The organism is Bacillus cereus group sp. N6, from assembly GCF_016483705.1.
In the GTDB taxonomy this organism is placed as follows: domain Bacteria; phylum Bacillota; class Bacilli; order Bacillales; family Bacillaceae_G; genus Bacillus_A; species Bacillus_A wiedmannii.
Genome location: NZ_JAEHBI010000053.1, coordinates 18204 through 35126, shown reverse-complemented (window position 1 = coordinate 35126; position 16923 = coordinate 18204). Strand labels below are relative to the sequence as shown.

Below are 16923 nucleotides of genomic sequence, written 5' to 3'. Positions count from 1 at the left end.
CCTTCGTAAATTTTGTCATACAAAAAACTGCACCTCCAATTGTTAGACTGTGTCTAACAATTGGGGTGCAGTTCAGATGAAAGGCTTTTTATTTTTGGATTAAATTTCAGAATTATCAATTGACTTTGTAGGTCTGTTTTTTTATATTAGTAGGTATACTAATAACTACTAATATATATGTATCGTTTTGAGATGAGAGTTATATAGAATGTGAGGGATTACCGTTGGATGAAATAATAAAGGAATTACAAAAGTTAGGTTTTTCCCAGTACGAATGTAAAGCGTATATTGGATTATTAAAACATTCCCCAGTAACTGGGTATGAAGTGAGTAAACAGACAGGAGTACCTCGTTCGATGATTTATGAAGTGCTCGGTAAATTGATGGATAAAGGAGCAGTGCATATCGTTCCTACTGAACCAGTGAAATATGTACCAGTACCAGCTACGGAGCTAATGGATCGAATGCGAAAAGATTTTGAAAAGTCCTTTGAATTTTTAGACCGGAAATTAAATTGTTTAGAACAAGAGAGACAAATAGATGTAATTTCGCATATTCGCTCCAATGATCGTGTTGTAAAAGAAATATGCAATATAATTAATAGGGCAAAGGACGAGTTATGGATTTCTGTATGGGAAGATCAAGTGCATAAAATTGAGCCATATATTCGTCAAAAGGAAGAGGAAGGTGTACATATATTTTCAATCTTATTTGGCGCTCCAAATACAAAAATAGGCGCGACGTTTCACCATAATTATATGACGCCCCACGTTGTTGAAAAGAGAATGGGTGGTCATTTAACTGTTATTGCTCGTGATGGAGAGGAAGTATTAATTGCGAACTTTTCAAATGATAGTACCTCATGGGCCGTAACAACGTATGACCCAGCTTTAGTGCTCGTTGCTACAGAGTATGTGCGGCACGATATTATGGTCGAAGAAATTACGAAGGAATTTGGGGCTGATAAGTTAGATACGTTGTGGCGTGAAAATATAGATTTAGTTCATGTCGTAACAGGAAAAAGAACGATGGAAAGAATGGAGGATGATATGGATGAGTAAGGCTCAGGCACATGTAGCTTTGCAGAGCGATGATACATTTCAGCAAGGAGTAAAAGATTGTTTACCAACTGTATTTGGTTATTTAAGCATCGGTATAGCAGCTGGTGTAATTGCAAAAACAGCAGGTTTCTCCATCATTGAAATTGCATTTATGTCCACTTTAATTTATGCAGGTTCTGCCCAATTTATATTAGCTGGTATGTATGCAGCCGGTGCTCCTGCTTCAGCAATCATTTTCACCGTCTTTTTTGTTAATTTACGCCACCTTCTAATGAGTGCTGCCCTTGCACCATACTTTACGAAACTTCCGCTATTAAAAAACGTATTTATCGGTTCTCAAATTACAGATGAAACGTTCGGCGTTGCAGTGCAGCATGCAGCGCAAAAAGGATATGTAGGCGACAGGTGGATGATGGGCTTAAATGTAACAGCATATTTAAATTGGATTCTTGCTACTATTATTGGCGGGCTGTTTGGTGAGTGGATACCAGATCCACATACGTACGGGATGGATTATGCATTACCAGCAATGTTTATCGGATTATTTGTACTTCAGCTCATAAGTAGTAAACCGAAACTAGCAATTCATCTTACTGTTGCAATTGTAGCGATTATGATCGCATACGTTTCACACTTATTTATGCCAGATAGTATAGCGGTTATTATCGCAACATTACTAGCTGCGACGATTGGAGTTGTGATTGAAAAATGGAAATGAGATTAGACGTACTATTACTTTTACTAGCAGCTGGAGCTGTCACACTCGTGCCACGTATTTTACCTCTACTCGTATTTAGCAAACTACAAATTCCAGACTGGGGTTTAAAATGGCTAAATTACATACCAATTGCGATATTAGCAGCACTTTTAGCACAAGTACTATTTATGCATGAGACGATGCAGTGGGATTACCTTATCGCAGCAATCCCAACATTTCTTGTTGCAATATATACTCGTAGTTTATTAGGTACAGTATTAACGGGAGTGATTGTGATTATTTTGTTACGTTTCTTTTTCTAAAAAGGATTACACTCATATAATAGCGAAAAGTGTAATAACATGAAAAATATAGGGGTGGTGTTATGATACTTTTAACGATAGGAGCAATTTTGTTAACGTTGTTTATTTTCTTTATTATCGGCTTTATTACGTTTATGATGTTTGTTGATAAGGCGACACCTCAAATATATTATACACCTTGTGAATCAGTGACAGTGAAAGATAAAGGTAAAAATAAAAGGAAGAAAAGTTGAATGTTGGCTTTTCTTCCTTTTATTTTATCTGATTTTTCTGTATATTTTAAGTTAGTTATACAACTAACTTAAAAGGAGGTCGTAGAAGTGGCAAAACCGAATGTTGTTAATAAAGAGAAGTTATTAGAAGCAGCAAAAGCAATTATTGCAGAGCAAGGGATGGAAAAGTTGACATTAAAAGCAGTTGCAGAAAGTGCTCAAGTTACACAAGGTACCGTATATTATCATTTTAAAACGAAGGATCAATTATTACTTGAAGTAACTGAATCGTTTTGTAAAGCATCGTGGGAACAAATAGGAAAGGATGTACAGTTAGAGAAGGCTTTAAAGTCCGCGGAAAGTAGATGTGTGAAAGATTCAATGTATCATCATTTGTTCTTTCAATTAGTAGCAAGTGGATTACAAAATGATGCGATGAAAGATAAAATTGGTGGATTGTTACATTATGAAAATCAAAAATTAAAAGGCGTGTTAAATAAAAAAATAGGAGATACAATGACATCTCAAATTTCAACGGAAACATGGAGCGTTTTATGTAATGCATTAATTGACGGATTGGCATTGCAAGCATTATTCAATCCATCTTTTTCTACAGACAAAGTATATGGTGATTTGTATATGCTCTTGGAAAAGCTTACAGTGCTACAAAAGGGAGGTAATGTCAGTGGATAATAGACTTTGGCTCACCATTTTATTTTCGATTGGCGTTTGGTTTTTTGCTTCAGCATTTTTCATTATTTTTGGTTCTTCCGTTTTATTAGAATATACTTCAAATAGATTTTTTCTACAATTGACGTTTCTTGAATTAGGAACGGCTATAGCTTTATACTTTGTAATGTGGTTATACAAAAAACTAGATACTACAAAATATGCAGTTATTAAGTTAGGTATATGCGGTACAGCAATCGGTTTAATTTTAGATACTTACATTTTATATAATTCTTCTAATCTATTCTCACAATTCTCCTCACAGCAAATTATATCATTTACCATTTGGATGGTTATTGCTTATGCTTTATATTTACTAATCCCTTTCGCCATGGAACGAAAAAAGTTGTTGTAAAGAGGTATGTTATCCTCTTTACAACAATTACATCCCCGACAGAAGTAACAACAATAACCCAAATAAAAAACTAATAAAGGAAAGAAAACCGATACATATCGAGAACACACGATTATTTCTCCATTCGCGCCAGAAAACGATAAGCCCTAACATACAAAGGAGAAACCAAATGGGCAAGAATAGGAATTCGCTAACTTTATCGGGAAGTAACGTATAAAAAGATGTTAAATATAAAATCCAATTTGTGGAAAAAAATGAAAACGATAATAGATTGTAAGTAGGGGCGGTTGGAAAACTCCCCCTTTTTTATAGTTACAATAATGATAGTTAGTGCTGAGAAAAAGGCAATGAATATGAAAATAAGTAAGAATAATGTAAGCGTCATTTATAGCTCCTTTATAAAAGTGTTTTTTACAAGAAATGCATCTATTACATTGTATGCTTGCTTTGTAGAGTGCTCGTTATATTTTTCTGTGTACGGATTTAGAAATCCATGTTCACCGTGTAGTTGTTTTATTTCTAATAAAGGATTTTTTTGTTGCTGCAACGATTGAATGAAAGAGGATACTGAAAAACTAGCTTCTTTTTCAGGGAAAATAAGTAAGGTAGCACATGTTGGTTTTATATGAATATAGTCACGTATACGGGAACCGTAACATCCGATAATAAAATCTATTTTCGGATTGTTACTGCATAGCCAGGAGATGGTAGCGCCAACACTAAATCCGATAAGTCCAATATGTGTATAATTACTTGAAAGAGTATTGATGAATTCTTTAATTTGTTCTTTTCCATCATCAAATCCAATATTATTTACAAAATGTTGATATGCTTTTTCTTCATCACTATAATGAAATGCATGTTGCGATTGTAGAAGATTAGGACAGAATACATCTATATGAGATGAAGTGAAGTGTTGGGTAACGTGATGCATATGGTCGTTCACACCATATATTTCATGAACAATAACGAGAGCTAATTTTTTCTTCATAGTTATAAAGTACCTCTATGAAACTTAAATTCTTTTTCAACAAGGCAGATACGCAGGTGGAAGTTTTCATACCATTGCTCACGACCTCTTTTTTTCGCTTCTTTATGTAAGGCGTTCTGTTTCCAATTGTCAATTGCCGCAAGTGATTCCCAATAAGAAATTGTGATTCCGAGTCCCGAATGATTTCGTGCACTTTCTACACCTAAAAATCCAGGTTGCTGCTTTGCAAGTTCCTCCATTTTTTCAGAGGCGGTACTATAATCTGTCGTATCATTTGATAAATGAGAAGTGAATATAACTGCATAATAATGATTGTTTTTTTCTAAAGCAGATTTCATTATCTTTCCCCCTTAATATATAGTGCGAATAATTCATTTATAGTTTGTATTTTAGCAGGTTAAAAAAAGAAAAGAAGTAGAAGATTCTTATTTTTTTAGTTGTTGTAAAACAAGGGGGTATAGAGAATTTATATGAAAGTAAGAAAAATGCCACTTCAAAATCGAAGCGGCATTTTTTATATTTCCTCTAAGCTATTAACGGGGACCGTTAATTCGCGGTCTGGATTTTTAACTTCATATATGCGGGCGGTTTCGTTGTTTTCATCGACGTGTTGAATTGTAACAGGCATGCCTTGAAAACTGACATTTGCTTGTTCAGATGAAACAGAAAGCTCTTTTGCACGTTGAATATTCATTTATATTCCTCCCATCATTATTATCTTTGCTAAAAAAGAGGAATAATATACCATTTCGAGACATTCTTAAAGTTTTTGTATTATTTGTAATGTTTCTTTAATAAATGAAGAGAAAATAGAATCCGGATACGATTGTATCATTTCATTTGCTTTTGTTGCTTCTTCAAGAGCTCTTTTTTTATCATTCAGTTTAACGTAACAAAGTGCACGATATGCACCTGCTGTTGTAAGCCACGATTGATCCAATGGATGGTTCATATAATCCGGTATAATGCCACGTTGTAATGCTTCTAAAGCTTCTTCGTAACGTTTTAATCCGTATAAAGATTTTCCTTTTTCAAGATAATACAATCCGTCGTCTTGAAAAATGGGCTGATCTTTTAGTTTTTCTCGATATTGTTCTAGATGTTTTAATGCGATTGTATATTCATTAGTAATCGTGTTGTAGTAATAGGCTTTTAAAATATTAGTCATCGCAATGGATAGAGTATCTTCTGTAAAAATGGCAAATTGCTCAGATTTCTTTATGTAATATAAATAACGCTCTTTATCAACTGTAATGACTTTTTGATAAGATAAAATCCGGTAAAATACATCTGTTTTATAATACACTTGATGTTTTTTTGAAAATGTGAGTGTCTCTAATATCGTTTCTTCACATTTTTCATAATCGCCACATGCCAGTAATATGATGGCTTCATATAAACATAAATCAATATGTATAATAAGATCCATTTCTAAATGTTTCTCTTCATAATCATTTCTAATATTAGATATAAGTTGTAAACATTCTGCATACTTTTTACGTGTGAATATCGCAAAAGATAATTTTAATTTTGTTTCCGTACTGTCTCGGTATAACTTATATTTTTCGAAAATAGAAACAGCTTTTTCTACGTAAGATTCAATGTTGTAATCTTTCATAATCACCGCAGCAGTTACGAATTGTTTGTATATACGAGCCGTATTTAAAGTAGAAGGGAGCTCTTTTTGAACGATAGGTAGTAAAGTCTCGTACACTTCATCACATTTGTTTTTCTTTATGAGTTGCTCCATTTTTGTAATGAGTTCCACAATTTCTCCATCATCATCTTCTAATAAAAAACTCGCTTCACATTCAAGCTTTTCAGCGATGTATTGTAATGTTTTCATGGAAGGGGTAGCTTTTCCATTTTCAATTTGACTAAGCATACTTTTTGTAAGTTCCGAACCTGCCAGTTCTGTTTGTGTAAGTTTTTTTTCTTTACGTAACGCTTTAATTTTTTCACCGAGAGTTGCCATATTATTGCTCCTTTATAATTAAAAAGTTAAATTGTATTTAACTTTTTGTTGTAAAAATTGGAAAGTTGATTATATAATAAGTTTAACACAATTTAACTTTTAAGGGGAGAAAGTCATTATGGGAGATATAAGTATAGGAGAAAATGATTCAAGAATGAAAGTTGCAACGAGAAATATTATTTTGATGATGATTGGAAAGATGACGTCTTTATTAGGGGCAGGTATTTATACATTCGCAATGGGGTTATACGTATTAAAGACAACTGGTTCAGGGATGGGGTTTGCTATTACGCTCGTTTGCGGATCACTACCAAGGATGATCTGTGGTCCGATTGCAGGTGCTGTAGCTGATCGTGTGAATCGAAAATGGCTTGTCATTGGCACTGATTTATTAAGTAGTTTAACGATGCTTATTATGTTTATTCTTGCTACTATATTTGGACCGTCACGTCTTTTTATCTATATTTTAGCGGCATTATTATCAATTTGTGCAAGTTTTTATTCTGTTGCATTAACTTCGTCTATTCCTAATTTAGTAGATGAGGGGCGTATTCAAAAAGCGAGTGCTTTAAATCAAACGGCAGCTTCTTTATCAAATATTTTAGGGCCAATTATTGGTGGAGTTGTATTTGGTTTCTTTTCCATTAAGTCGTTCTTTTTGTTAAATAGTATTACGTTCTTTTTAGCAGTTATTTTGCAATTATTTATTGTATTTGATTTATACAAAAAAGAAGTGGCTGAGAGTAAAGAGCGTTTCTTGACGAGTATAAAAGAAGGATTTTCATATGTAAAACGACAGCATGAAATATATGGTTTAATGAAAATAGCATTGTGGGTAAACTTTTTTGCGTGTGGGCTAACCGTAGCACTTCCATATATTATTGTCCATACATTGCATCTATCTTCAAAGCAACTCGGTACTGTAGAGGGAATGTTAGCAGTCGGGATGCTAATGGGTGCGATTGCTTTATCGGTGCGTAAAGAAGTGAATAATCCGTTTCGTTCTATTTATACTGGGCTGTTTTTGTTTGCGGGTTTAAGTTTATGTACAGTCTTCCCATTGGTAGTTACCATTTCAAAAGGGGCAAGTTTTATTTACTATATTGCTTTTATGATGTTAACGGGTATAGCAATTATGATTGTAAATATTCCGATGCAAGTACATATGCAAAAAACGACAGATCCGAGCTACTTAGGGCGTGTGTTTGGCCTACTTGAAACAATTGCTACTGCAATCGCACCACTCGGTATGATTGTATATGGATTATTATTAGATATGTTGCCAACTAGCATTGTTATGATGACGATAGGCGGAGGTTTATTGTTAGTTGTATTAGTTGGAGTAAAGCAACATATGGCGAAAAAACAAGTAGATGTGTCGGCTTAAAAATAAGAAAATAATAAAAAATTGACTTATCATTATAAAAATGACCAAATTAGTATTTTAGTTTTTGAAACTCTTTTTCATGTATGTTACAGTATAGTGAGCAGGCAAAGAAAAGGAGAAAACATCATGAAAAAATTAAGTTTTGTTATGCTTTTTCTGTTAGCCGTAATGGCTGGATGTAGTAATTATGACACGTATATTGATACAGGTATGCAATCATTGAAAGATGAAAAATATAGTGATGCAACGATGTGGTTTGAAAAAGCGGAAAAAGAGAAAACAGGAAATGAAGCGAAGGCATATAAAGAAGTCGCTCAGTTATTGGAGCGCGGAGCTACATCATTAAAAGATGGTAAGTATTTAGAGACGAAAGATATTGCAAATGAGGTATTACAAAAGAAAAAAGACGATGCACTTGAAAAAGCTGTGACATCAAATGCAGAGGATATGCTTCAAAAAGCAAAAGATGTGGAAAAGAAAGTAAATGAAAGAGTGGCAAAGCGGAGAAAAGTAGAAGAAGAAGGAATCGATAAACTCATTAAAGCGGTCGATAGTATAGATGACGTGAAAGAAAAAGAGAAGAAAGTTTCAGAAGCATTAGATAAGGCTGAAGAGGCGCAGGCAAAAGTTGAAGCGAAGAAAAATAAATAGAGTTATAGTTTGAAAGGCTGTCGTGCATAACGACAGTCTTTTAATTTTTTGCGGCATAAGAAGTGATGCTATGTAGTAAAAAAGAAATAATTTTAGAATTCCATCTGTCCTCATGATGAATCGTATAAATGTTACGTTGAAATTCAAATCCAGGGATAGGTATGTAGCATAGTTCATGTCGTTGTATTTCTTGTTCGATAGCGAGTTTAGAAATAAAAGCAATTCCATTACCGTATTTTAAAATTTGTTTCATCGTTTCTAATGAATCTAATTCAATTTCAGATTGGAACGTAATGTTATGTGCTAACGTCCATTGTGTAAGTAAATCTCTCGTTGTAGATGGATTACGATGCAATAATATACGTTCCCTCTCGATATCTTGTAGTGATACATTTTCTTTTTTTGAAAAATGATGTTCTTTGGAGAAAGCAAGAACAAGTGTATCAGGCATTACATTCGTCTGTTTTAAAAGGGATTCATCAAACGGTGCTGCAGAAATTACCCCGAGGTCAATTTCATGATTTTGTAGCATCGTTCGAATTTCAGGAGCTGTTTTTACCATGAGTGTTATTTTTATATTTGGAAATTCGCATTGAAATTGGTGAATAATTTCTGGTAAAAGATAAGTCGCTGGTACATAACTAGCGCCAATTGTTATAGCACCTTTATGAAAATCTTTAAACTCTTGCGTGACCCGCCTAGCTTCTTTCATAAGTGCATCTATTTTACAAGCATAATGATGCAATGCCTCACCAGCCTCTGTTAAGAAATATCTCCCGGATCGTAACTCAAATAAAGGTACACCAAGTTCCTCTTCTAAGCTTTTTATATGGAATGTAATAGTAGGTTGTTTAACACCAAGTTTTTCTGCAACAAGTGTAAGTTTTTTATATTTCTTAATAAGCACTACAATTTCTAATTTTAAGAGATTCATGGCAAGTTGCTCCTTTTTCTTCTAACTATAGAAAAAATCTATAGAAATAAATAGTTTATTAGAAGTTTTTTAATTTAATCTTTACAGTACATTAACATTCAGTATAAATCTTCCATATAGAATGAAAGCAGGTTAAGAGTAAGGGGAGAGAGGTGATACGATGGATATTAAAATTCATGGATTAGAAAAGAACTTTGGAAAAACACAGGCGTTGAAACCATTACAAATTGTTATGAAACAAGGCGAATTCACCACACTTTTAGGACCTTCGGGATGCGGGAAAACGACTTTACTTAGAATGATTGCAGGACTTGAAGAGCCAGATAAAGGTGAAATATATTTTGGGGATAAGTGCATGTATTCTGTTGCAAAAAAAATAAAAACATCTCCTCATGAACGTAATATCGGTATGGTATTTCAAGATTTTGCTTTATGGCCGCATATGACAGTGTTTGAAAATGTTGCATTTGGTTTAAGAGCTACAAAGCAAACGAATCAATTGCGGGAAAAAGTAGAAGATGCAATAAAGAGAGTTCGCTTGCAAGGGATGGAGAAAAGATATCCGCATGAACTCTCTGGTGGACAGCAGCAACGTGTCGCATTTGCTCGAGCAATTGTAACAAAACCGCATTTTATTTTGTTTGATGAACCGCTGAGTGCACTCGATGCAATTTTGCGAGAAGAAATGCGATTAGAGCTTATGGACATCGTTCATTCAATTGGTTTAACGGCATTGTATGTCACGCACGATCAAACAGAAGCAATGTCAATGTCAGATCAAATTATTGTCATGAAACAAGGAGAAGTATTACAAAAAGGAACACCAGAAGACATTTATGTGAAGCCATCTCATGAATTTGTTGCAAAATTTGTTGGTAAGGCAAATTGGCTTGTAGAGGGTAAACAAATGATTCGTCCAGAGCATGTGAGCTGGACGAAAAATGAAGTTTGCGAAATGTATACAGGTGAAATTCAGCACGTTACATATGTAGGAGAACGGTATGAAATGAAAGTAAACATGGGTGCACTTGGAATATGGACAGCTTATCACAATAGTAAATTAAGCATCGGTAAACCAGTATCGTTATATGTGCCAAAAAAATGTATTCATCATATAGGGGGAGAATCGTATGAAGAGATTCAGTTCGCTTAAGTCTTTATTTGTATGTACGTTATTATTTTCTGCTGTAGTAACAGGGTGTAGTTCAAAGACAGGTAATGCAGATGCAAAAAGTAAAAATACGAATGAAAAGAAAATTGTTGTATATAGTGCAGGACCAAAAGGATTAGCAGAAAAGATTCAAAAGGACTTTGAAAAGAAAACAGGTATAAAAGTAGAAATGTTTCAAGGAACAACAGGTAAGATTTTAGCGAGAATGGAAGCTGAAAAGAAAAATCCAGTCGTTGATGTAGTCGTACTTGCATCATTACCAGCGATGGAAGGATTAAAAAAGGATGGGCAAACGTTAGCTTATAAAGAAGCGAAACAAGCTGATAAGCTTCGTTCTGAATGGTCGGACGATAAAGGAAATTATTTCGGATATAGTGCTTCAGCGTTAGGAATTGTGTATAACACAAAAAATGTGAAGACAGCGCCGGAAGATTGGAGTGATATAACGAAAGCGGAATGGAAAGGAAAAGTGAATCTTCCAGATCCAGCACTTTCAGGTTCAGCTTTAGACTTTGTAACAGGATATGTGAAAAAGAATGGAAAAGATGGTTGGAATTTATTTGAACAGCTTAAGAAAAATGAAGTTACAGTAGCAGGGGCAAATCAAGAAGCGTTAGATCCAGTAGTAACAGGTGCGAAAGACATGGTCATTGCTGGTGTTGATTATATGACGTACAGTGCAAAAGCAAAGGGTGAACCGGTTGATATTGTGTATCCAAAAAGCGGAACAGTTATTAGTCCACGTGCAGCAGGTATTATGAAGGATAGTAAAAATGTAGAAGGTGCAAAAGAGTTTATTGATTATTTATTATCAGATGATGTGCAAAAACAAGTTGCTAAAGCGTATTTATTACCAGGCAGAACAGATATAAAAGCAGAAAATAGACCGAATGTAGAAGAGATTCCGGTATTACATATTGATTGGAAAACAGTTGAGAAAGAACAAGATGAAATAGGAAAACAATTTAAGAAAGTATTTCAATAAGATGGTGATTACATGGTAAATCGATTCGTATCAGTAAGACAAGTTGGAATGACGGTAGCGTTATTACTTGTGGCGATGTTAATCGTCATTCCGCTTTTCCTCATTTTATTTTCTAGCGTATATGAAAATAGTAGTTGGAATTTTTTAAAGCCTTTTGAAGTGATGCAGAGTGGTGGATTAGCTGGGATTTTTCTAAACTCGATGCTTCTAGGTGTACTCGTAGTAATAGGAGCAACCGTATTTGCATTTCCATTGGCGTTCATTATGAGCAAAACAGATGTTGGAAAGTATAGTAAATTGGATATTATTTTTATGATTCCATTTATGACTCCGCCGTATATTGGATCGATGGGCTGGATTTTGTTCATGCAACCGAACGGCTATTTCGAACAGTTTTTTCCGATGCTAAAGACGATTTCATCTTCGTTTTTTAGTTTAGGTGGTATGGTTTTAATTATGAGTCTGCATTTATTCCCATTTCTTTACTTCATGTTGAAAAACACGTTACTTCAAATTGGAAGTAGTAAAGAAGAAGCGGCAGCAGTTCATGGTGGAAACTTTTTCTATCGTTTACGAAAAATAATATTGCCGCTATTAGTATCAAGTTATGTAATGGGTGCTTTACTCATTTTCGTAAAGACGATCGCTGAATTTGGAACACCGGCTACATTCGGACGAAGAATAGGATTTCATGTGTTAACATCAGAGATTCATAAATTTATTTCGAGTTGGCCGATTGATTTTAGTAGTGCAACAGCATTATCTTCTTTATTACTTAGTGCGTGTATGCTCATTTGGTATATGTAAAATGTATTGAATCGAAAGTATTCATATGCAATGGTTAGTGGAAAAGGTGTGAAGTCTAAAAGGTATACTTTGTCTATATTTACACGCATTGTAGCATGGGGCTATGTAATTGGTTTATTAATCGTATCAATTGGAATCCCGTATTTTTCTATAATGATTGCTTCATTATCAAAATTAAGAGGCGGTGGCTTACATATAAACAACTTTACAACGAGCCATTATGAAGCATTGTTTACAATTGGATCTCCAGGATTAGAGGCTTTATGGAACAGTTTTCTTTTTTCACTTATAACAGCGATTATTGCTGCTACTATTGGAGTGTTTTTGGCGCTTATGATTCGAAAGGGGAAAAACTCTTCTGAAAAATGGCTTGATATGTGCGGTATGTTACCGAATATGGTACCAGGAATCGTGATGGTTGTAGGGCTTATTTTATTTTGGAATTCACCCTATATGCCCATGTCAATTTACAATACGCCAGTCATGGTTATCGTAACGTACGTTGTTCTTTTTTTACCTTATACGGTGCAATATGTAAAAGCATCGCTCGTGCAAATTGATGATTCTCTAGTACAGGCAGGAAGTATTTTTTCTGGAAATTATATTTATATTTTTAGAAAAATAATATTACCTCTTATTATCCCGGGAGTTCTTGCTGGGTGGGCGATGACATTTACAATCTCGATAAGAGAGTTAGTAGCATCCCTTCTCGTACTGCCTCCATCAGTAGAAACTTCAGCAACATTTATTTTTGCTCAATTTGAACAAGGAGAAGTATCTATTGGCATGGCAATGGCTGTCGTTTCAGTTGGACTTACAACAATATGTTTATTACTTCTGCAACATATGGAGCAAAAACGAAAAGGGGTAGCATGATGAGGATAGAAGTATGGGGAGGAGCGGGAGAATACGGTCGTTCTTGCTACTTCGTAAAAAATAAAGAGACGAAAATAGTATTTGATTGTGGTATTAATCGATCATATGAGGATAGTTATCCAAAAATAGAGAGGGAAGTTGTACCGTTTTTAGATGCAGTATTTTTATCACATATTCATGAAGATCATACGATGGGCTTACCTTTATTAGCGAAGTATGGATATAAGAAAAAAATTTGGACGACTCGTTATACGAAGGAGCAACTTCCCGTTTATTATGAAAAATGGAGAAACTATAATTTGACGCAAGGATGGAATGTACCTTATAACGACCAAAATGTTAAAGATTTAAATTATGTATATATTGATGAAATTAGTAATCCGAATGAATGGATACAGATTACACCTACATTGCGTTTTCAATGGGGGTATAGTGGGCATGTATTGGGGGCTGTTTGGTTTTTAGTGGACATGAGTCATACATATGTATTTTATTCTGGCGATTACTCAGCAGAGTCTAACATACTACGAGCTAATTTACCTGAGAATTTGCGCGCTGATATAAAAGTCGCAATTGTTGATGCAGCTTATCATACTGATGATGTTTCGCAACATGAACGAGTAAACGAACTATGTACAGAAATTGAGGGAGTTGCGCAAAAGAAAGGAATAGCATTACTACCGTTGCCACCGCTTGGTAGGGCGCAAGATATCGTATTGTATTTGTATAAAAAATATAAAGAACTTCCCATTATAGTAGATCAAGAAATTTTGCATGGATTTGAGGAGATGTTCGCATATAAAGATTGGCTCAAAAATAATGAAGAACTTGAAGGGCTTATGGAGAGTTTAAAAAGAAACATAATCGCTATGGATCATGACATCGGTACGCAAAATAGTTATGGAATAGTTGTAATGAGTGATGCGAATATGCAAACGAAACGAGCGCAGTTATATTATGAACAACTGCGATATGAAGAACGAAATTCCATTATATTTACAGGACATATTGCTAAAGGGAGTTTTGCAGAAAAGGTTATGAAAGAACGTGTAAATAAAGAATGTAGGGTGAAGCGAGTTCCTTATAAAGTTCATCAAAGTATAAGTGACGTTAAGGCAATGTTAAATACACTATTACCAGAACATACGGTGTTAGTACACGCTTTGAAAGAGGATACGGATCGATTACAGAAAAAGCTTAGCACGGCAGGGTATGAAAATGTACATTCACTTACTATGGAACGTATAGAAGTCATTTGAAATGTAAAGGGGATAGGTATATGAAAAAAGTATTTGTATTCGTAAGCATTTTCTTTTGTTGTTTCCTTTATAACGTTAAGGAAGGGTTTGCTGCCAGTCCGATGACACCTAGTTTTGAAGTGAAATTATTATTAAAACCAGAACAAGTATTAGGTTATAACAAAGAGATAAATCAAGAGGTACTAGAATATTTCAAGGCTGGTACAAATTATGAAAGAATACAAGTGCAATTTTTAGATACGGCAAATAAAAATTTAAGTAATGAAGGTTGGTTTGCGAGAATTCGAAAGAAAGAATTTAGTAAAGATTTTGAGCTAACATATAAAAAAAGATATCCCATTCAAAATGGTGTAATTCAAGATGCACTAGAAGTGGCTAAAAAGGATGGATTTGATAGTAAAACTGATAACTATGAGGCAGAAATAGATTGGGGATTTGAGAAGAAAACGTTAAGTATTTCAAATAAGAAAAGCTACAGTGCTAAAGGGTATGGAGTACTTGATTTACCAAACGAACGAGATGCTCAAAACATGTTAATAGAAAAGTTGCCAGGGAAAATGAACAAATGGTTGTATACGAATTGGGGAGAAGAAATGCTCAACAATTCTCGTATTTACGGTCCTGTATTAATGAAACGGTATACAGCTGAATTTGAAAATATTAAAACGAATATTGAAGTTTGGCCACTAAGTAATACAGGGAAAATAGAAGATGATTTCGTAATAGAAGTATCGTTTAAAACAAAAGAGGAAAGTATTGCAAAAGAACAAAGAGAATTATTAATACAGAGCTTAGATCAAAAAGGATGGCTGTTACCGAAAGATAGTTTGAAGACAGAACTTATTTTTCAGTGAATAGTAAAAAGGAATCCATATGTCATGGATTCCTTTTATATATGGGTATTAAGCTAAATCAGCTGACACGAACATATCATTATTTTGAAGGTTTTTAGAGCGTAAACTATAAGCAACGACCTTCTTTTTATGTTGCTTTACAACATCAACATGCTCTTCATGACTATAAATATAAAATGTAAAATCTTTTTTGCCACGTTTTGCATTGATAATTAAAGGCGTACCCTCATTGTGTGGCGGTGCATAATAGCGATCTAAAAATAAGCCTTCGTTAAAATCATGAATAATTTTGGATTTTTGTTCGCCTTCTAAGTTATTTCCATTGATTGTAACAGTCGCATTCTCTTCTTCAAGTTGCGGATGTGTTTCGTACTTGCTAATAATGGATTCAATAACAGTGTTAGGAAGGCTCGAAACGATAATTTTAAATGCCCCAAATACAACTAACATAACAATAAACCAAGTCGTCATAGTATATCATCCCCTTTTTCCTATTAAATAATATAACTCATATGGTAATAGTACATATGGTGAAGTTTTGTATAATTTGTGAAAAATATGCCATTTTTACGAATGAAATATTAGAAAAATCAATTTTGTTACAAAAAGTTGAAATCGAAGTATTATAAGAGAAAAAGGTTTATAATAAAAATATAACTAATAACCACATTACTAATTATAAGGAAGTGTAACTATGAGTACTGTAACAATCGTGTATGGTATTATTCTTTCCACAATTATCATTTTATTTATCGTTGGGGTTTCACGTTATATTCATAAATGGAAAGAAGGCGTTGCGAAATTAAATCACATTGAAGAAGAACTTAGTGATTTAATGTTACATCATGGTAAGTAAAAAATTTATTTTTTAACTAAATAATGTGAAGAATATCACAAAGCATGCTCTCCTTATGAAGGCATGTTTTTTTGTTATGTGAATGATAGGCACATTCATACATTTTTTCCATACGATACAGTGTGAAACTAGAAATGTTCGGAGTGGAAAAGAGGGATAAAATGAGTAGTTCAGGTTATGTTCCAGATAATAAAAATTTAAAGAAAAGTTCAGGAACTCCAAACCTTTTCTTTGATTCGAGAAAAAACATCTTTTTTAAAAGAGATGAGAAAAACGTTGCCTATGAAGTTACGTCAACGCAGTTACCAGCAATGATCGGTGGAGCGTTTGTCGATTTATTTATGACAAAAGGGCACATGCGGGAACCACATTGGCATCCGAATGCGTGGGAATTAGATGTTGTTGTATCAGGAGAAGCGATTACATCTATCTTAAATCCGGAAACGAATCAATTGCAAAATTATCATGTAAAAGCGGGGCAAACCGTCTTTATTCCAATGGGATGGTGGCATTGGATCACAGCGGTAACAGAAGAAGTACAATTACATTTGTTCTTCAATAACGATCAGTTTGAAACAGCAGAAGGATCAGACATACTTAGATTAACACCGCCAGAAGTATTTCAAGCTGCATACGGTGTAAGTGCGGAAAAGTTAGGAAAGGACCTCTCGCCAATTAAGGAGTCAGTTGTAATTGGTCCTCCTAACTCCAATCGACTAAAAGGTGCTAAAGAAAGTGGCGACTCAAATATAGTCGTTACGTTAAATGGACAAATAACATCATGTGAAATAGAGTAACTC

The 16923-nt window shown here is 34.3% G+C and carries 21 protein-coding genes and 2 pseudogenes; 16 read left to right on the top strand and 7 right to left on the bottom strand.

Annotated features, from left to right (window positions below; all coding sequences use genetic code 11):
• The first annotated feature begins 224 nt into the window (after positions 1 to 224).
• The 6 genes from JDS99_RS25860 (at position 225) to JDS99_RS25835 (ending at position 3377) form a co-directional block, all read left to right on the top strand.
• A complete protein-coding gene (locus JDS99_RS25860; protein WP_199695964.1) occupies positions 225 to 1061 on the top strand; it encodes a TrmB family transcriptional regulator in 837 nt (278 codons plus the stop codon).
• Positions 1054 to 1779 carry an AzlC family ABC transporter permease gene (locus JDS99_RS25855; protein ID WP_075310279.1) on the top strand — a complete coding sequence of 242 codons (726 nt, stop codon included), beginning with the start codon at positions 1054 to 1056 and terminating at the stop codon, positions 1777 to 1779. The genes JDS99_RS25860 and JDS99_RS25855 overlap by 8 nt, the downstream gene beginning before the upstream one ends.
• Positions 1770 to 2081: an AzlD domain-containing protein gene (locus tag JDS99_RS25850; protein ID WP_000425942.1), complete on the top strand. Its 312-nt coding sequence runs from the start codon at positions 1770 to 1772 to the stop codon at positions 2079 to 2081. Before JDS99_RS25855 ends, JDS99_RS25850 begins: the two co-directional genes overlap by 10 nt.
• A gap of 62 nt (positions 2082 to 2143) precedes the next feature.
• The gene (locus JDS99_RS25845) at positions 2144 to 2314 is read left to right on the top strand and encodes a DUF3951 domain-containing protein (protein ID WP_060489754.1); all 171 of its coding nucleotides are present in this window, start codon (positions 2144 to 2146) and stop codon (positions 2312 to 2314) included.
• Positions 2315 to 2401: 87 nt separating this feature from the next.
• Positions 2402 to 2986, top strand: a complete 585-nt coding sequence (locus JDS99_RS25840) for a TetR/AcrR family transcriptional regulator (RefSeq protein ID WP_097889314.1) — start codon at positions 2402 to 2404, stop codon at positions 2984 to 2986.
• Positions 2979 to 3377 (top strand): DUF5367 family protein, encoded by a 399-nt coding sequence (locus JDS99_RS25835; protein WP_141555527.1) that lies wholly within the window; start codon positions 2979 to 2981, stop codon positions 3375 to 3377. Before JDS99_RS25840 ends, JDS99_RS25835 begins: the two co-directional genes overlap by 8 nt.
• A gap of 27 nt (positions 3378 to 3404) precedes the next feature.
• Here JDS99_RS25835 and JDS99_RS25830 read toward each other — a convergent pair.
• From JDS99_RS25830 to JDS99_RS25810, 5 genes and pseudogenes are all read right to left on the bottom strand, one after another.
• Positions 3405 to 3762, bottom strand: a pseudogene (locus JDS99_RS25830) (hypothetical protein).
• Complete coding sequence (locus JDS99_RS25825; RefSeq protein ID WP_097889317.1) at positions 3763 to 4368, bottom strand: dienelactone hydrolase family protein; 606 nt, start codon at positions 4366 to 4368, stop codon at positions 3763 to 3765. It abuts the pseudogene before it with no gap.
• A 2-nt stretch (positions 4369 to 4370) separates the two neighbouring features.
• Positions 4371 to 4706 (bottom strand): antibiotic biosynthesis monooxygenase family protein, encoded by a 336-nt coding sequence (locus JDS99_RS25820; protein WP_097889318.1) that lies wholly within the window; start codon positions 4704 to 4706, stop codon positions 4371 to 4373.
• A gap of 176 nt (positions 4707 to 4882) precedes the next feature.
• Positions 4883 to 5062 carry an H-type small acid-soluble spore protein gene (locus JDS99_RS25815; RefSeq protein ID WP_097889319.1) on the bottom strand — a complete coding sequence of 60 codons (180 nt, stop codon included), beginning with the start codon at positions 5060 to 5062 and terminating at the stop codon, positions 4883 to 4885.
• A 66-nt stretch (positions 5063 to 5128) separates the two neighbouring features.
• Positions 5129 to 6343 carry a helix-turn-helix domain-containing protein gene (locus JDS99_RS25810; protein ID WP_088062925.1) on the bottom strand — a complete coding sequence of 405 codons (1215 nt, stop codon included), beginning with the start codon at positions 6341 to 6343 and terminating at the stop codon, positions 5129 to 5131.
• A gap of 118 nt (positions 6344 to 6461) precedes the next feature.
• Here JDS99_RS25810 and JDS99_RS25805 point away from each other — a divergent pair, with 118 nt between their 5' ends.
• Both JDS99_RS25805 and JDS99_RS25800 read left to right on the top strand, forming a co-directional pair.
• Positions 6462 to 7730: an MFS transporter gene (locus JDS99_RS25805; RefSeq protein ID WP_199695963.1), complete on the top strand. Its 1269-nt coding sequence runs from the start codon at positions 6462 to 6464 to the stop codon at positions 7728 to 7730.
• Between the two features lie 126 nt (positions 7731 to 7856).
• Positions 7857 to 8381, top strand: a complete 525-nt coding sequence (locus JDS99_RS25800) for a COG3014 family protein (RefSeq protein WP_199695962.1) — start codon at positions 7857 to 7859, stop codon at positions 8379 to 8381.
• Positions 8382 to 8421: 40 nt separating this feature from the next.
• Here the strand turns inward: JDS99_RS25800 and JDS99_RS25795 are convergent, their stop codons facing one another.
• Positions 8422 to 9315 (bottom strand): LysR family transcriptional regulator, encoded by an 894-nt coding sequence (locus JDS99_RS25795; protein WP_088062928.1) that lies wholly within the window; start codon positions 9313 to 9315, stop codon positions 8422 to 8424.
• 160 nt (positions 9316 to 9475) lie between these two features.
• On the opposite strand from JDS99_RS25795, the gene JDS99_RS25790 reads away from it, so the two are divergent.
• The 5 genes and pseudogenes from JDS99_RS25790 to JDS99_RS25770 all read left to right on the top strand — a co-directional run bounded on the left by JDS99_RS25790 (position 9476) and on the right by JDS99_RS25770 (position 15267).
• Positions 9476 to 10468 (top strand): ABC transporter ATP-binding protein, encoded by a 993-nt coding sequence (locus JDS99_RS25790; RefSeq protein ID WP_199695961.1) that lies wholly within the window; start codon positions 9476 to 9478, stop codon positions 10466 to 10468.
• Entirely contained in the window at positions 10446 to 11471 is a 1026-nt protein-coding gene (locus JDS99_RS25785) for an ABC transporter substrate-binding protein (RefSeq protein WP_199695960.1), read from the top strand. The genes JDS99_RS25790 and JDS99_RS25785 overlap by 23 nt, the downstream gene beginning before the upstream one ends.
• Before the next feature lie 12 nt (positions 11472 to 11483).
• A pseudogene (locus tag JDS99_RS25780) lies at positions 11484 to 13154 on the top strand (ABC transporter permease).
• Positions 13151 to 14413 carry an MBL fold metallo-hydrolase gene (locus JDS99_RS25775; protein WP_142291710.1) on the top strand — a complete coding sequence of 421 codons (1263 nt, stop codon included), beginning with the start codon at positions 13151 to 13153 and terminating at the stop codon, positions 14411 to 14413. The pseudogene JDS99_RS25780 and the gene JDS99_RS25775 overlap by 4 nt, the downstream one beginning before the upstream one ends.
• Positions 14414 to 14433: 20 nt before the next feature.
• Positions 14434 to 15267 carry a hypothetical protein gene (locus tag JDS99_RS25770; RefSeq protein WP_147787983.1) on the top strand — a complete coding sequence of 278 codons (834 nt, stop codon included), beginning with the start codon at positions 14434 to 14436 and terminating at the stop codon, positions 15265 to 15267.
• A gap of 48 nt (positions 15268 to 15315) precedes the next feature.
• Here the strand turns inward: JDS99_RS25770 and JDS99_RS25765 are convergent, their stop codons facing one another.
• Positions 15316 to 15738: a YfmQ family protein gene (locus JDS99_RS25765; RefSeq protein ID WP_073529983.1), complete on the bottom strand. Its 423-nt coding sequence runs from the start codon at positions 15736 to 15738 to the stop codon at positions 15316 to 15318.
• Positions 15739 to 15779: 41 nt separating this feature from the next.
• Here JDS99_RS25765 and JDS99_RS25760 point away from each other — a divergent pair, with 41 nt between their 5' ends.
• From JDS99_RS25760 to JDS99_RS25750, 3 genes are all read left to right on the top strand, one after another.
• Positions 15780 to 15896 carry a multidrug transporter MatE gene (locus JDS99_RS25760; protein ID WP_147787984.1) on the top strand — a complete coding sequence of 39 codons (117 nt, stop codon included), beginning with the start codon at positions 15780 to 15782 and terminating at the stop codon, positions 15894 to 15896.
• A gap of 65 nt (positions 15897 to 15961) precedes the next feature.
• Entirely contained in the window at positions 15962 to 16123 is a 162-nt protein-coding gene (locus tag JDS99_RS25755; protein WP_087983163.1) for a peptidase, read from the top strand.
• Positions 16124 to 16284: 161 nt separating this feature from the next.
• Positions 16285 to 16920 carry a cupin domain-containing protein gene (locus JDS99_RS25750; protein ID WP_199695959.1) on the top strand — a complete coding sequence of 212 codons (636 nt, stop codon included), beginning with the start codon at positions 16285 to 16287 and terminating at the stop codon, positions 16918 to 16920.
• Positions 16921 to 16923 lie beyond the last annotated feature (3 nt).

Bases quoted from the DNA above. Each gene is read 5' to 3' on its own strand.
- JDS99_RS25855 (WP_075310279.1), top strand. From the start codon at position 1,054: ATGAGTAAGGCTCAGGCACATGTAGCTTTGCAGAGCGATGATACATTT.
- JDS99_RS25850 (WP_000425942.1), top strand. From the start codon at position 1,770: ATGGAAATGAGATTAGACGTACTATTACTTTTACTAGCAGCTGGAGCT.
- JDS99_RS25845 (WP_060489754.1), top strand. From the start codon at position 2,144: ATGATACTTTTAACGATAGGAGCAATTTTGTTAACGTTGTTTATTTTC.
- JDS99_RS25825 (WP_097889317.1), bottom strand. From the start codon at position 4,368: ATGAAGAAAAAATTAGCTCTCGTTATTGTTCATGAAATATATGGTGTG.
- JDS99_RS25820 (WP_097889318.1), bottom strand. From the start codon at position 4,706: ATGAAATCTGCTTTAGAAAAAAACAATCATTATTATGCAGTTATATTC.
- JDS99_RS25815 (WP_097889319.1), bottom strand. From the start codon at position 5,062: ATGAATATTCAACGTGCAAAAGAGCTTTCTGTTTCATCTGAACAAGCA.
- JDS99_RS25810 (WP_088062925.1), bottom strand. From the start codon at position 6,343: ATGGCAACTCTCGGTGAAAAAATTAAAGCGTTACGTAAAGAAAAAAAA.
- JDS99_RS25805 (WP_199695963.1), top strand. From the start codon at position 6,462: ATGGGAGATATAAGTATAGGAGAAAATGATTCAAGAATGAAAGTTGCA.
- JDS99_RS25800 (WP_199695962.1), top strand. From the start codon at position 7,857: ATGAAAAAATTAAGTTTTGTTATGCTTTTTCTGTTAGCCGTAATGGCT.
- JDS99_RS25795 (WP_088062928.1), bottom strand. From the start codon at position 9,315: ATGAATCTCTTAAAATTAGAAATTGTAGTGCTTATTAAGAAATATAAA.
- JDS99_RS25790 (WP_199695961.1), top strand. From the start codon at position 9,476: ATGGATATTAAAATTCATGGATTAGAAAAGAACTTTGGAAAAACACAG.
- JDS99_RS25785 (WP_199695960.1), top strand. From the start codon at position 10,446: ATGAAGAGATTCAGTTCGCTTAAGTCTTTATTTGTATGTACGTTATTA.
- JDS99_RS25775 (WP_142291710.1), top strand. From the start codon at position 13,151: ATGATGAGGATAGAAGTATGGGGAGGAGCGGGAGAATACGGTCGTTCT.
- JDS99_RS25770 (WP_147787983.1), top strand. From the start codon at position 14,434: ATGAAAAAAGTATTTGTATTCGTAAGCATTTTCTTTTGTTGTTTCCTT.
- JDS99_RS25765 (WP_073529983.1), bottom strand. From the start codon at position 15,738: ATGACGACTTGGTTTATTGTTATGTTAGTTGTATTTGGGGCATTTAAA.
- JDS99_RS25760 (WP_147787984.1), top strand. From the start codon at position 15,780: ATGGTAATAGTACATATGGTGAAGTTTTGTATAATTTGTGAAAAATAT.
- JDS99_RS25755 (WP_087983163.1), top strand. From the start codon at position 15,962: ATGAGTACTGTAACAATCGTGTATGGTATTATTCTTTCCACAATTATC.
- JDS99_RS25750 (WP_199695959.1), top strand. From the start codon at position 16,285: ATGAGTAGTTCAGGTTATGTTCCAGATAATAAAAATTTAAAGAAAAGT.